The organism is Caulobacter sp. GW821-FHT05F04 (genome assembly GCF_059419665.1).
This window is the reverse complement of record NZ_JBWKSF010000008.1, coordinates 166,866-178,417: the sequence shown is the minus strand read 5'-3', so window position 1 is coordinate 178,417 and position 11,552 is coordinate 166,866. Positions and strand designations below refer to the sequence as shown.

At 66.6% G+C, this 11,552-nt stretch carries 18 protein-coding genes; 7 read left to right on the top strand and 11 right to left on the bottom strand.

The window, feature by feature from the left end; genetic code table 11:
* Window positions 1–112: 112 nt before the first annotated feature.
* Together AC07R7_RS20220 and AC07R7_RS20215 are read right to left on the bottom strand one after the other, a co-directional pair.
* On the bottom strand, window positions 113–1,174 hold the full coding sequence (locus AC07R7_RS20220; protein WP_066686001.1) for a FecR family protein: 1,062 nt from the start codon (window positions 1,172–1,174) through the stop codon (window positions 113–115).
* A 12-nt stretch (window positions 1,175–1,186) separates the two neighbouring features.
* Window positions 1,187–1,714, bottom strand: coding sequence for an RNA polymerase sigma factor (locus AC07R7_RS20215; protein ID WP_082769633.1), 528 nt, complete (start codon window positions 1,712–1,714; stop codon window positions 1,187–1,189).
* A gap of 131 nt (window positions 1,715–1,845) precedes the next feature.
* Here AC07R7_RS20215 and AC07R7_RS20210 point away from each other — a divergent pair, with 131 nt between their 5' ends.
* From AC07R7_RS20210 to AC07R7_RS20185, 6 genes are all read left to right on the top strand, one after another.
* On the top strand, window positions 1,846–2,055 hold the full coding sequence (locus AC07R7_RS20210; protein WP_082769634.1) for a helix-turn-helix domain-containing protein: 210 nt from the start codon (window positions 1,846–1,848) through the stop codon (window positions 2,053–2,055).
* A 77-nt stretch (window positions 2,056–2,132) separates the two neighbouring features.
* Window positions 2,133–2,363, top strand: a complete 231-nt coding sequence (locus AC07R7_RS20205) for a helix-turn-helix domain-containing protein (protein WP_066686015.1) — start codon at window positions 2,133–2,135, stop codon at window positions 2,361–2,363.
* 298 nt (window positions 2,364–2,661) lie between these two features.
* Window positions 2,662–3,228: a hypothetical protein gene (locus tag AC07R7_RS20200; RefSeq protein WP_066686005.1), complete on the top strand. Its 567-nt coding sequence runs from the start codon at window positions 2,662–2,664 to the stop codon at window positions 3,226–3,228.
* Window positions 3,225–4,601, top strand: coding sequence for an adenine nucleotide alpha hydrolase family protein (locus AC07R7_RS20195; protein ID WP_066686007.1), 1,377 nt, complete (start codon window positions 3,225–3,227; stop codon window positions 4,599–4,601). The genes AC07R7_RS20200 and AC07R7_RS20195 overlap by 4 nt, the downstream gene beginning before the upstream one ends.
* Window positions 4,598–5,767, top strand: coding sequence for an XRE family transcriptional regulator (locus tag AC07R7_RS20190; RefSeq protein WP_066686011.1), 1,170 nt, complete (start codon window positions 4,598–4,600; stop codon window positions 5,765–5,767). Before AC07R7_RS20195 ends, AC07R7_RS20190 begins: the two co-directional genes overlap by 4 nt.
* A 7-nt stretch (window positions 5,768–5,774) precedes the next feature.
* Window positions 5,775–6,368 carry a PIN domain-containing protein gene (locus AC07R7_RS20185; RefSeq protein ID WP_099538415.1) on the top strand — a complete coding sequence of 198 codons (594 nt, stop codon included), beginning with the start codon at window positions 5,775–5,777 and terminating at the stop codon, window positions 6,366–6,368.
* A gap of 46 nt (window positions 6,369–6,414) precedes the next feature.
* Here the strand turns inward: AC07R7_RS20185 and AC07R7_RS20180 are convergent, their stop codons facing one another.
* The 9 genes from AC07R7_RS20180 to AC07R7_RS20140 all read right to left on the bottom strand — a co-directional run bounded on the left by AC07R7_RS20180 (window position 6,415) and on the right by AC07R7_RS20140 (window position 11,173).
* On the bottom strand, window positions 6,415–6,996 hold the full coding sequence (locus AC07R7_RS20180; RefSeq protein ID WP_171012841.1) for an alpha-ketoglutarate-dependent dioxygenase AlkB: 582 nt from the start codon (window positions 6,994–6,996) through the stop codon (window positions 6,415–6,417).
* A gap of 5 nt (window positions 6,997–7,001) precedes the next feature.
* A complete protein-coding gene (locus AC07R7_RS20175) occupies window positions 7,002–7,388 on the bottom strand; it encodes a hypothetical protein (RefSeq protein ID WP_099538416.1) in 387 nt (128 codons plus the stop codon).
* On the bottom strand, window positions 7,381–7,674 hold the full coding sequence (locus AC07R7_RS20170; RefSeq protein WP_099538417.1) for a hypothetical protein: 294 nt from the start codon (window positions 7,672–7,674) through the stop codon (window positions 7,381–7,383). The genes AC07R7_RS20175 and AC07R7_RS20170 overlap by 8 nt, the downstream gene beginning before the upstream one ends.
* A gap of 3 nt (window positions 7,675–7,677) precedes the next feature.
* Window positions 7,678–7,998 (bottom strand): hypothetical protein, encoded by a 321-nt coding sequence (locus AC07R7_RS20165; RefSeq protein WP_099538418.1) that lies wholly within the window; start codon window positions 7,996–7,998, stop codon window positions 7,678–7,680.
* 99 nt (window positions 7,999–8,097) lie between these two features.
* Window positions 8,098–8,493, bottom strand: coding sequence for a thermonuclease family protein (locus AC07R7_RS20160; RefSeq protein ID WP_099538419.1), 396 nt, complete (start codon window positions 8,491–8,493; stop codon window positions 8,098–8,100).
* An 8-nt stretch (window positions 8,494–8,501) separates the two neighbouring features.
* Window positions 8,502–9,356 (bottom strand): HNH endonuclease, encoded by an 855-nt coding sequence (locus AC07R7_RS20155; RefSeq protein ID WP_099538420.1) that lies wholly within the window; start codon window positions 9,354–9,356, stop codon window positions 8,502–8,504.
* A 55-nt stretch (window positions 9,357–9,411) separates the two neighbouring features.
* Window positions 9,412–9,789 (bottom strand): hypothetical protein, encoded by a 378-nt coding sequence (locus AC07R7_RS20150; protein ID WP_099538421.1) that lies wholly within the window; start codon window positions 9,787–9,789, stop codon window positions 9,412–9,414.
* A 125-nt stretch (window positions 9,790–9,914) separates the two neighbouring features.
* Window positions 9,915–10,289, bottom strand: a complete 375-nt coding sequence (locus AC07R7_RS20145; RefSeq protein ID WP_201723079.1) for a hypothetical protein — start codon at window positions 10,287–10,289, stop codon at window positions 9,915–9,917.
* A gap of 74 nt (window positions 10,290–10,363) precedes the next feature.
* Entirely contained in the window at window positions 10,364–11,173 is an 810-nt protein-coding gene (locus tag AC07R7_RS20140) for a hypothetical protein (RefSeq protein WP_099538422.1), read from the bottom strand.
* A 98-nt stretch (window positions 11,174–11,271) separates the two neighbouring features.
* Between AC07R7_RS20140 and AC07R7_RS20135 the strand changes: the two genes are divergently transcribed.
* Window positions 11,272–11,508, top strand: a complete 237-nt coding sequence (locus tag AC07R7_RS20135) for a hypothetical protein (protein WP_137803669.1) — start codon at window positions 11,272–11,274, stop codon at window positions 11,506–11,508.
* The last annotated feature ends 44 nt before the right edge of the window (window positions 11,509–11,552 follow it).

Below are 11,552 nucleotides of genomic sequence, written 5' to 3'. Positions count from 1 at the left end.
CCCCCGCCGCGCGCACGGGGCCGCCACGATGGCGGTCTCTCGCCGGGGCGCGGCGGGGGTAAGACTCCTGGGAGGGCGTCACACCCTACCGGGATGCGAAAGATTTATGACGTCAAGCGGGGCCGGAGCGTTCGGCGGTCAGTTCGACGCCGCCGTCCGGGCGCGGGACGCTCTTGAGGTCCAGCAAGGCGGCCATCCCCCGGGCGAAGGTCTCGGTGTCGCCGGCGTCGAACTCGCCATTGACCCGCTGGTCCGCCGGCGCCCCGGGACCCAGCACCACCTGGCGACGGCTGTAGCGATTGACCTCCGCCACCGCCTCGGCCAGGGGCACGTCCTTGAAGGTCAGGCGGCCGCTGGTCCAGCCGGTGGCCGCCGCCACGTCGACGGCGACCGGTTTGACCGGCGCGGCGCGGACGACATCGACCCGCTGTCCCGCCGACAGGATCACCGGCGCGGGCCGCGCCGTGTTTTGCGCGCCGGCCTGGCTGACCTGGACGCGGCCCTCGGCCAGGGTCACCCGCACCGCACCGTCGGCCCGATAGACCTCGAACCGCGTGCCGATGGCCCGCACCGCCGTGTCGCCGGCCGTGACGACGAAGGGACGCCCCGCGTCATGGGCGACGACGAACATCGCCTGGCCCTTGTCGAGGATCAGGCTGCGCTGGGCCTTGGACAGCCGCACGCGCACCTGGCTGTTGGTGTTGAGTTCGACCGTCGAGCCATCGGCCAGGCTGATGGCCCGCCGCTCGCCGATCTCGGTCCGATAGGTCTGCTGGCCGGCCTGGCCAAGCAGCACCGCTCCGATCACCGCGGCCGCGGCCAGGGCCGCGCCGACGCCGAGGGTCCGGACGCCGCGGCCTTGGCCGAGGCCTCGCAGCCGCGCGCCGATCCCGCGCGGCCGGCGCGCGGCCGTCTCGGCGATGGCCTGGAGTCTCGGATCGTCGGCCAGGGCCCGCACGCCCGTCGTCAGGGCTTCGATGCGGGTGTAGGCGGCGTCATTGAGGCTGTCTTCGCGCCAGGCGAAGAAGGTCGTCAGGTCGGCGTTGCTGACCCGTTGGGCGCTGAGCTTGGCGTACCAGGCGGCCGCCTCGTCGCGCGCGCGCTTGTCGTCGGCGCTGCGGGGCTCCCCGCCGCCCGGCTGGGCGCTTCTGGCCTGGGTCTTGTCATCGATCATGACGTGATCCGCCTAGCTCCGGATCATGTCGGCGCATCGGGCGATAGCCTGGGTCATTCGCTTTTCCACCGCCTTGACCGAGATGCCGCGCAGCTGCGCGATTTCCCGATAGGTGAGGCCCCTGACATGGTTCAGGGCGAAAACATCGCGCAACTTGGGCGGTAAGGCGAGCAACATCTGTTCGAAAAGGATCGCCTGCTCCTGGCTGGCGTCGATCGTCTGGTCGGCCAGGGTCTTGTGGTCGGGATCGGTGGGGACCTCGCGCGCGCTCCGGCGGAAGCGGCTGGCCGCCAGGTTCAGGGCGATGCGGGCCAGCAGCGACTTGGGACTGCGGACGGGCCGGGGCGGCCGGTAGTCGTGGACCCGCAGCCAGGTGTCCTGGGCGATGTCGTCGGCGTCTTGCGGATAGCGGCGCGCCAGGAGCGCCGTCAGCCAGTCGCGATGGCGCAGATAGGCGTCGGCGAGCGGCGGCGTCCCGCCTTCCGAGGGCTGGGTGTCAGGGGCGGTGATTTGACCATCGAGCGGAGACATAAACCGCATTCCAAGCCGAATGATGCGGGCGGAATCCGGATCGAGCCGTGCCCGCGTGAGCGTCGCGAACGCACGACGATATTCCTCCACTTTACTCATAGTCTATTCACAGTCCAGCGCCGAGCGTGCGCCTTCCGACCATGGATTTTCTGGCCGTGGTGGGAGCGAACGTTCGCACCCTGCGGGAGGCGAGAGGCCTTCCGCAGGACGAACTCGCACACTTGGCCGGTATCCACCCCACCTATCTCTCAGGCGTCGAGACGGGAAAAAGAAATCTTAGCATGAAGGTGCTTGAGCGCTTGGCGTCAGCCCTTCGGGTTCCTGAAACCGATCTTGTAATTCGGCGCTGACGGACGCCCGGTCGCGAAGGGCCGAGACGCTTTTGTGGTCACTTTACTTATAGTCTATTCCGCATCGCGGCGGGATGATGCGCCGTCGGAGCATGGATCTCCGAGTGGTCGTAGGGGCGAATATTCGCGCCTTGCGGGAGGCGCGTGGCGTCCCGCAGGACGAACTCGCCCATGTCGCCGAGATCCATCAGACCTATTTGTCCGGCATAGAGAACGGGAAGCGCAACATCAGCCTGCGTGTCCTTGAGCGGTTGGCGGCCGCCTTGGCTGTGACCGAAGCAGAGCTTGTTCGCCGGAAGGACCGGTAGCGAGAAGTAGGGCGTCTCGCGCGCAATGCGCGCGATCGCGCTCTACGGCACCAGACGCGGCATGCCGCGCTGGCCGCCGCCGAGCCCGCTTCGCGGTCTCGGCCCGTTCGGGTGACGATCGCTGACGCGGAGGTCCGAGCTGTTGGAGGTAATTACAGCCGGTCTGGCTCGTCTTCGATCGTTAGGCGCAGCAGGCCATCAGCCGGTTGATGGGTCTGACAATGTCAGGCGTCGAACGCGGTTCATTTGACATTGTCGGAAGAATCGAGCATTCATCCTGACATTGGAGGATGCCTGCATGAGCGACGGCCCTTACAAGACTTTGAAAATGAGCGCGAAATGGCGAGCGCTAGCGAAGGTTGCCGGCAACGCCGCACATAGTGCAGCAGAGGTGGCTGAGGCCATGCCGGCCGCGTTGGCGGCCGATTGGCGGGAGATCGGGCAACCATTCCTACGTCAAATGCGCGCCGCTCTCGGGGACGACGATCGCGGCGTACTTATTTCCGAGATCGCAAAGCACGAGGTGGCCCGCTTGCGGGTCCAGGCGACAAATCCGATGGAAGCCCTACTCGCGGACAATGCGATGGACGTCTTGCGCGACGGCTACCGGGGTGCAGCTGCGTTCGAGGAGGCGGCTGCCGCGACTATCGCGGAGCGCGCTGATCGCGGCTTGCGGCAAGTCGAGGAACACTACCGTCGCGAAGCCTCCCAGGGTAAGGCGGCGGACATCCGCGGGCGCCTAACCGAGTCGGTTCAGGCGACGGACCTGAAGGGCCTCGCGACTGCCCTGGCCGCGGGAGTTTCCGCCCGTGACTTGACCGTCCCAACTGACAGGTCCGGTCTTGATGAAGGAGTAAGCTTTTGACCGCCCTCGCCATCCGCCTGGTCGACGAGACCATGTTCGTCGACGTCGTCGACGAGGGAGTCCGGGTGCGTGACGAGGCCGAACTCGCCGCGCTAGGCGACGCTATCCGCCTGTCGACTGAGGGGCTGGAAACCTACTTTTTTTCCAAGTGGCGTCCCGAGCTCTTTGATCTTCTCGTCGTCGCAGCGGCGGCGGAATACTGTGACGCCGCCAAGGCGCGCTCGACTGTATCATGGTCCCGGACCTTCGATGTCCGCGTTGCTGTGCACGATGTACAGCTGTGGTCGTCAACAGCAGTCAAATCGGCATTGGAAGGCGCGCTGACCTTCCTCACTGGCGATACCTGGACCTTTAGTTTCGTGGCGCGCCGGCAGAGCGCTCAGGGCATCCGCCAGGCGAGCCTCGAACTGCCGGCTGAGGCTAAGGCCATCATGCCATACAGCGACGGTCTAGATTCTCGGGCTGTCCACGCGATCACCGCTCAGGCTGTCGGCCGCGCCGATCTGGTTCGTGTACGTCTGGGCTCGGTGGGGGTCGACGACCCCCAGCGTGAGCGCCGCCGTGCGGCGTTTACCCTCGTGCCCTACAAGGTCCAGGTTCCGCAGCGTAAGGAATCGTCAGCTCGGTCTCGTGGCTTCAAGTTCGCCGTGGTGACCGGTGTGGCGGCGCAGATCGCCGGTGTGGACCGGATCATCGTTACCGAGAGTGGGCAGGGCTCCTTCGGTCCGATGATGGCCGTTAGCGGCCAGATCTATCCCGACTACCGTGTCCACCCGCTATTCACCACCAGGGTCGAGCGCCTGTTCGAAGCACTGGTTGGCTCGACCGCCCACTATGAATATCCGCGGCTATGGTCCACTAAGGGCGAGACCCTGGCGGAAGCGGCGGCGCTGCCCCACCCACCGTCCTGGTCAGATACTCGCTCCTGCTGGCAACAGTCGCGCCACGCGTCCATCGATGGACGTCGTCGTCAGTGCGGCATCTGCGCGGCGTGTATGCTTCGGCGCATGAGCATGTTCGCCGCCGGATTGGCAGAGCCGGCCGGTGCCTACATCTGGGAAAACCTGTCGGCCTCGACCTTTGAGGCGGGTGCTGTGGAGGGCTTCATCGGGATCACCGACTCCATGCGGGAGCACGCTATTGCAGGCATCCTACACATGGATCACATGGCGGACCTCGCTATCGCGCCGAGCGCGGTGCGCGCCGTACGTCGCGTTGCTCGCGAGACAGCCGAGGTCCTGAACCAGGATCCAGTCGAGATCGAAGGGCGCTTGCGCTCACTCCTTACCCGTCACGCCGCCGAATGGCGCCGGTTCTTGGACTCTCTGGCGCCGGAGTCCTTCGTGCGGGACCTGTCGGTCGTCCCGGCATGACCGAAGCACTTTCCCCAATAGAGGTCGGCGAACGCTTACGGATCGCTCGGGAGGCGGCGAAGGTCACCCAGGCTGCCGCTGCGGCCGCGCTGGAAGTGGCGCGCACCACCGTGGTCGCGATCGAGCAGGGCCAACGTCGCGCCAAGCTGGATGAGCTACAACGCCTGGCCTCGCTCTATGGGATTTCAGTGAACGCCCTGCTGAGGCGGGAGGCTGTCCAAGTCGACCTCAAACCGCGCTTTCGCCGAATGGGGGAGCAGGATGACGGCGTAGAGGGTGCGGTCGCACTCCTAACCACCTTGGTGCAGGCTGAACTGGAACTTGAAGATCTTTTGGGCGTGCGCCGGCCGCGAAACGATCCGCCGGAGCGACCGTTGATGCCGGGTGATGTGGTCCTGCAAGCCGAGCATGACGCAGCAGAGCTGCGTCAGTGGCTGGGGATCGGCCAAGCGCCGGTCTACGACATCGTCTCCTTGCTGGAACTTCAGCTTGGCGTCAGGGTTTTCGTCCGACGCCTTCCCGCCAAAGTGTCGGGCCTCTATGCCTATGACGAGGCGGCCGGGCCTTGCGTTCTCCTAAACGGGGCCCATCCACGCGAACGCCGAGCGCAGACCGGGGCTCACGAACTGGGTCACCTCGTCTCTACTCGACGAGCACCCGATGCTCTCTATGACGGATCGCCCGAAACGAGTCGCGAGGAGCGATACGCGAACGCATTCGCCCGAGCCTTCCTGACTCCCGCCCGCGCAGTCATGGCGATGTTCCGGGACGTTACCGCCGGAAGTTCTCAGTTGACCCGACGCCACGTGATTGTCTTGGCCCACGCGTTCGGCGTAGCTCGCGAAGCCATGGTCCGTCGCTTGGAAGAACTAAGCTTAACCAAAGTCGGGACTTGGGACTGGTTCGAGCACAACGGCGGGATCACCAACGATCAGGCGCGCCAGGTTCTCGGCGAAGCCTGGGGTGCCGACGCGCGCCAGGCCGATGCTGCCCGGCCGGTGTCGTTGCGTCTGGGCATGTTGGCGCGTGAGGCCTGGAGACAGAACCTCCTCAGCGAAGGTCAGCTAGCCGGTTTGCTGCAGCTCGATCGCGTCGAGATCCGCGAGCTGATCGACGCCTTCGAGGACGAGGAGGTCGATGACGCGCCCTCTCGTCCGCTGATCTGAGGCCCGCATGGCCGTCGCGGATGCAAGCGTGTGGATCAATCTCGCTGCCACCGGCTGCGCGGACAAGATTCTTAAACTCTATGGCGGGCCCCTGGAGATCACCCAAACAGCGCTTGCTGAGTTGGAGCGGGGGCGGGCCAAGGGGAGGCAAGCCGCAGACGAAGTTGCGACCCTTCTGCACCTTGGACTGATGCATGTCGTCGACCTCGATCCTCAGGATGCAGATCTGTTCCTGAGCCTGGTGGCCGGCGATGCTGCCCAAACCCTCGACGACGGCGAGGCGGCGACACTCGTCCATGCCCACCGGGTTAGCACCACAGCCTTCATCGATGAGCGCAAAGCGACCTCGCTAGCGGCTGTTCGCTTTCCGGGTCTTTTAGTCGCTTCGACGGTAGATCTCCTTTTTGAGCCCGCCGTGCGCGGCGGGCTCGGCGAAGCGGTTCTTGGCGATGCCCTGTATGGCGCTTTGATAGACGCTAAGATGCGGGTCGCGGCGCATCATGCGCCGGAAGTGGTTGCATGTGTGGGTCGTGAGCGCGCGGAATCCTGCTCTAGCCTCCCGGCAAGTGTGAGGCGGGCGCTCAAAGCGGCTGCCACCTGATGTAGCTGACCTACGAGCATGCGGTCGGTGGGTGGCGGATGGCGTTCTAAGTTCGAACTGTGCGGAAGGTCACCGAGTAGCGCAGGACGTCGACCTCCGGGATGCTGTGCTGCCAGTCGCTGCGCGCCGGGCCGCTCATCAGGTAGGCCGAGCGCGGCGCGGCGATGATCGAGGCGCGGTCCCATATGTCGGCGACCTTGCGGCGCAGGCGGAACGTGCAGGGCGACAGTAGCGAGACCCCGGCGATGGCCACGGCCGGCGGCCGGTCGCGATGCCAGCCGATGCCGGCTCCGGGCGCGTATTCGGTGACCAGGGCGTGGCGGAAGCTTTCGACGGACAGGCCGGTGAACGCCGCGACCTTGGTGAGCAGCGGCGTGAGGAAATCCGGAACGCCTTCGCCGGTCTCGACCATGGCGCCGTCGTCGCCGCGTCGCCAACCGAACGCGGCGATGCGCCGGTTGCCCAGGTAGCCCAGATGCTCATAGGGCTTGAAGTCGAGGCCCGCGAACTGGCGGACCAGGGCGCGCTCCTCCTCGGGAGTGATCAGGTCTGGCTGGTAGCGGAAGCCGTCGGGCATCGGTCGGCGCGGGGCCAGCGGCAGGTCGAAGAGACTGGGTTGCAGGTCCATGGCGTTCATCCACCAGCTTGCCGGCCAGGCGGAGCCCAGCCGTAACCGTAGTCGGTGGGGTTCAGGCCGACGTCGAGCAGGAGGGACACGGTCGCCCACCGGCGAGCCTCCGCGTCGCCCGGATCGATCACCCCGGACATCGTCATGATCGGCATGCGGCCGGGGCATCGCGGACAGGGCAGACGGGCCTGGATCTCGGCCATGGTGCAGTTGAGATAACGCCGCGCCCGACCCAGCATCGTGTCCCGGCGCCAGGTCTTGCCCGCGCCACAGTACTGACAGCGAAAGCCGATCTCCCAGCCACGCTCCAGCGCGTCGATCAACCGCGCGCCGGCGAAGGCCGGATCGAGCCGCGCGGCCTTGCGGCGATCGGCATCGCTCGGCTCAGGCATGGGGCGGCGGGTCAAGACGCCGGATGGCGCGCCAGTACGACCAGGGCTTGGCCCTGACGCGCTCCATCTCGAACCAGCCTTCCTCGCCTTCGAATTCCGGCACGTGCTCAGGCGAGACGAAGCCGACCCGCGAATTGCCGCGGCCCGTACCGTCGGGATGCAGGAAGTGCAGGGTCCTGGAGGTCTTGTCCGTGGTGTCGACCCGCACGCGGGTCAGCTTCATCACGCGGCGGTCGCTGCGCGACACCGCCGGCGCGACGTACTGAGAAGGGGGCCGGATCGACATGGCTCAGTCGTAGAGCGAGGCGGCGAAACGGGTCTTCAGGCCCGAGCAGCCGGCCGGTCCAGGCCAGACCTCGAAGCGGCCCTGGCGTCGACCGCAGGGACAGCGCAGCCGATCGGTGAAATTGACGATTGAGAAGTCGCCCAGCCGGCGCTCGAGCCAGGCTGTCGCGTCAAACTCGGCCATCTCGCCGCAGCCGCAGATCGTCCGCAGATGACGGTCGGGCGCGACGCACTCGGCCAGGGTCTCGATGTCGGCCTCGAAGGGAACGTGAACTGAGGCGCAGGCGTGCGGCGTCGCACGCGAAATCGCGGGTTGGGATGGCATAGGGAGCTCCGATGTTCCTTATATGTTCCCCTTGAGGCCGAGAGAGTCAATCGGACTCATCGCGCGCTGGCGTCGCACCTGTGGGTCGCGTGTGGATGACTACGGGCGGTGCCAGGCGCCGCGGTTGGCGCGCCGCGCCTCATCTTCCGCCGCCGCATAGGCGCCCTTGCTGTAGCGCCGGTATTCGGTCGCCAGTCCCGACCGGATCAGGGCCGCGTTAATGTCAGGGGTGGCGTCCGACCAACACCGGCCGACGAACCGGCCATAGCGATCGCGCTCGACAAAGCGACAGCCGACGCGACCGCGCGTCAGGCGGATCAGCTCATCCCGCGCTTCATAGGCCAGCGGCTCGGCCGGAGTTTTGCCGCGCCTAACTTCCGGCGCGTCGACGCCGAACAGGCGCACGCGCTCGGAACCACAGCGCAGGGTGTCGCCGTCGTGAACGTCGGGGGCGTTGCAGGCGATGATGGCGGTGAGCGCGGCGGCGATGATCATGCCCGCTTCTAGTCGCGTTCGGCGCCGTCACGGAAGTCGGCCTCGTCGTCGTTCGTCCATCCCCGCCGCTGGGGGTATTTCCCGTCGGGATAGAGCGGGCTGCGTCCGGCGTTGTCCTTCATCCAGGTCCGGTAACCCTCGACCGAGGGCGTCACCAGATTGATCGTGTGTTCGACGCCGAACAGGCAGATCACCGCGTAGCCCTCGCCGCTGGGCGTCAGCAAGAAGTCGGTCTCGTAGATCGTCTGCTGCGGGTCGCCCGAGGCTGGCAGGGTCGTGGCCTCCTCGTCATAGATGCGTCGACTCAGGACGGGCCAGGTCGGGCCCTGGCCGAAACGCGCATAGGCGCGGATCGGGTCGAACTGCGGGTGGTCGATGCCGAATTCCTCCCAGCCTGGAACATGGCAGACCCGCAGGGCGATCAGCTCCAGGGCGATCTTGGCGATCAACCTGGAAAACAACCGCTGATCCAGGCGTGGGGGCTCTTCATGGATAAAGAGCCCACCGAGGCCATTGCTCAGGGCGGCCGAGACCATGGGCGCAGCGCTCATCTCGGTGACGGCCAGCACCACCTCGCCGGCGTTGATGCGAAAGGCGGCCAGGTCCGCGTCGATGTCCTCGAAGCGGCCAAGCACCGGCATGAGGCGCCCCCGCTTGGTGGGCACGCCCTGCCTGGCGCGCAGCTGCCGCAGCGAGCCGGTCTTGAGCAAGGGGCCTTCGACCTTCACGGCGAAGTAGTTGTTGCAGCCGTCGCAGACGACGCCGGCCGGCAGCACGAAGCTGCGATTGCCCAAGGCCTCGGGAATGGCGTGCTCGACGCTGCGCGATCGCGAGGAGTCGGCCTTGCAGAACAGGCAGCGCATGGACACTTGATCTCCGATCCCATCTTAGCGGCGGGTGTCCCACCGAGGCGGCGGCTCAGCCGCTCCGGCGGATCTTGTTCAGGACGAAGGTGGCTAGGATCACGACGCCGAACCAGACCCATACGGCGTCGGGCGGGAATTTCATCGCCATCAGCACGAAGGCGCCGCCGAACATCAGCACGATGGCCAGGAGGCCAAAGCCCAGGCCGAACGCTAAGTCGCCCACGACCGAGCGGCCGACCGGTTCGATCGAGTCAGGACCTGCGCCGCGCGGACGGACCTCGACGTCGGCGGGGTCCAGTCCCAGCTTGGCGGCCTTGCGACGCTGGTAGCGCAGGGAGCCGCGCGAACGTGGGCCCTGGCCGGCGTCGGCCAGCGCAGCCTGCACGAAGAGCCAGGCTATGACGGCCAGGATCATCACCACGATGGCCATCGTCCAGGACTCCTATCGCGTCGTCACGATCATCAACGCCACGCGGGGCAGCCGGCCGGAGCCATCTCGCCGACGAAACCCTGACGCCCGGGTGATGGCTTTCATGGCCAAGGCCGGACGCCTGCTTATTTGCGTTTCGGCGCGCTCGGCTTGGCTGCTGGCGGTTTCGGCGCCGGCTTGGCCGCGGCCGGCTTTGCCGCCGGCTTCGGCGCGGGCTTGGCCGGGGCCGGCGGTTTGGCGGGCTTGGCTTTTGGGGCGGCCTGGGCCAGCGCCGAGGCCGCCGCCGTCTTCTCGGCGGCCGTCGACTTCGGATTCGACAGGACCTTGCTGGCCTTCTTGGCGGCGGCGGGGCTCGTGGTTTCGTTGGCGGCCGACGATTTGGGGCCGGCGCGCTGGGTCAGGGCCGCGCCGGCCGCGCTTTTTTCCGCGGACGTCGACTTCGGATCCGAAAGCACCTTGGCCGCGTCGCTGGCGGCTTTCTTGCCGGTCTTCTTAGTCATGGAGCGCCCTTTTCCGGGAGGTTAACCACGACTAGCGCGCAAGTCGAGATGCGCGGCCGTGGGGCGCCTTCAGGCTATCGTGGCGGTTGGCGCTCGGCTTTGTAATCGAAGTGGCTGGAGATGCTGCGCACCAGCGGGGTCTTGTGGAACGCCCATTTGGGATGATCGTCGAGCACCTGGACGAAGATGTCGCCCAGCAGGCCGCCGTCGAACGCCTCGAACGCGCAGGCCAGGCTGATGTCGAGCACCTCGGCGAACTGCGCGTTGGCCTTGTTGAGATCGCCCACGCCCTCGAAGCCGACATACTGGCCGCGCTCGAACCGTCGAAGGTCGACCCCGACGCCGCCGGTCGAGGCGTGGACCCGCGTCGACAGTTTCTTGTAGAGATTGGTGACCTTGTGGACCAGGCCGGCCGCCTCTTCGGCGGCGATCAGCCGAGGCCGCAGGCCGTCCACGATGTCACGGAAGCGCGCGGCGCCGAGGTCGTCGAGGAAGTCGAGCTTTCGTTCGACCTCGCCTTCGGGCTCGACGCTGTCGCACCACCAGGCCTTGATGCTGGCTTCCAGCAGGAAGCGCATTTCGCGGTGGGCCGGGTTCAGCAGGCCTTCGCGAATGTGGGCCATGGTGGCCACGGCCGATTCAATCAGCAGATCGGCGATTCGGATGCTGAGCCTGGCCGCTTCGAAGGTCGGTGATCGGGTCGACATCAGGCTGATGGCGTTGAGCGCCAGCCCATAGTCGCCGACCAGGGTTTCGGTCCTGCGGCAGGCGTTCAGGAACGGCTGCGACTGGCGCAGCGCCGCGTGGGCGTCCATCGCGGCCTGCCGCGTTTGCACGATCTCGGCCAGATGTTGGGCGAGCGGATCGTCGGAGGGCTCAGTCATGAGGGCTTCTTCTCCTCGGCGGCAGGTGATCAAGAGGGCGAGGGCCTATTGTTCGGCAGTTGATGACCATACAGGCAGCGAATATTCTGGGTCATGCGATGGACACCTACACCTTCGTTTGCTTGGCCGATAACCAGGTCGCCACGGCGGTCGACGTTCAGGCGCTCTCACCCGATGCCTATGTCGCTCACGCGTGGGGTTTGCTTCGCGAGCATGCCAGCGCCGTATCGGTGGAAGTCTGGCGGGACGACGCGGTGCTGGCGGTGATCGAACGCGACGGGGCTCGCATGCTCTCGAGCACGATCTCGTCGGACGAGCACGCGCCAGAAGCCTGAACAGTGTCCGATACGGCCATCGCGCTGCGCGCGATGACTTTCCT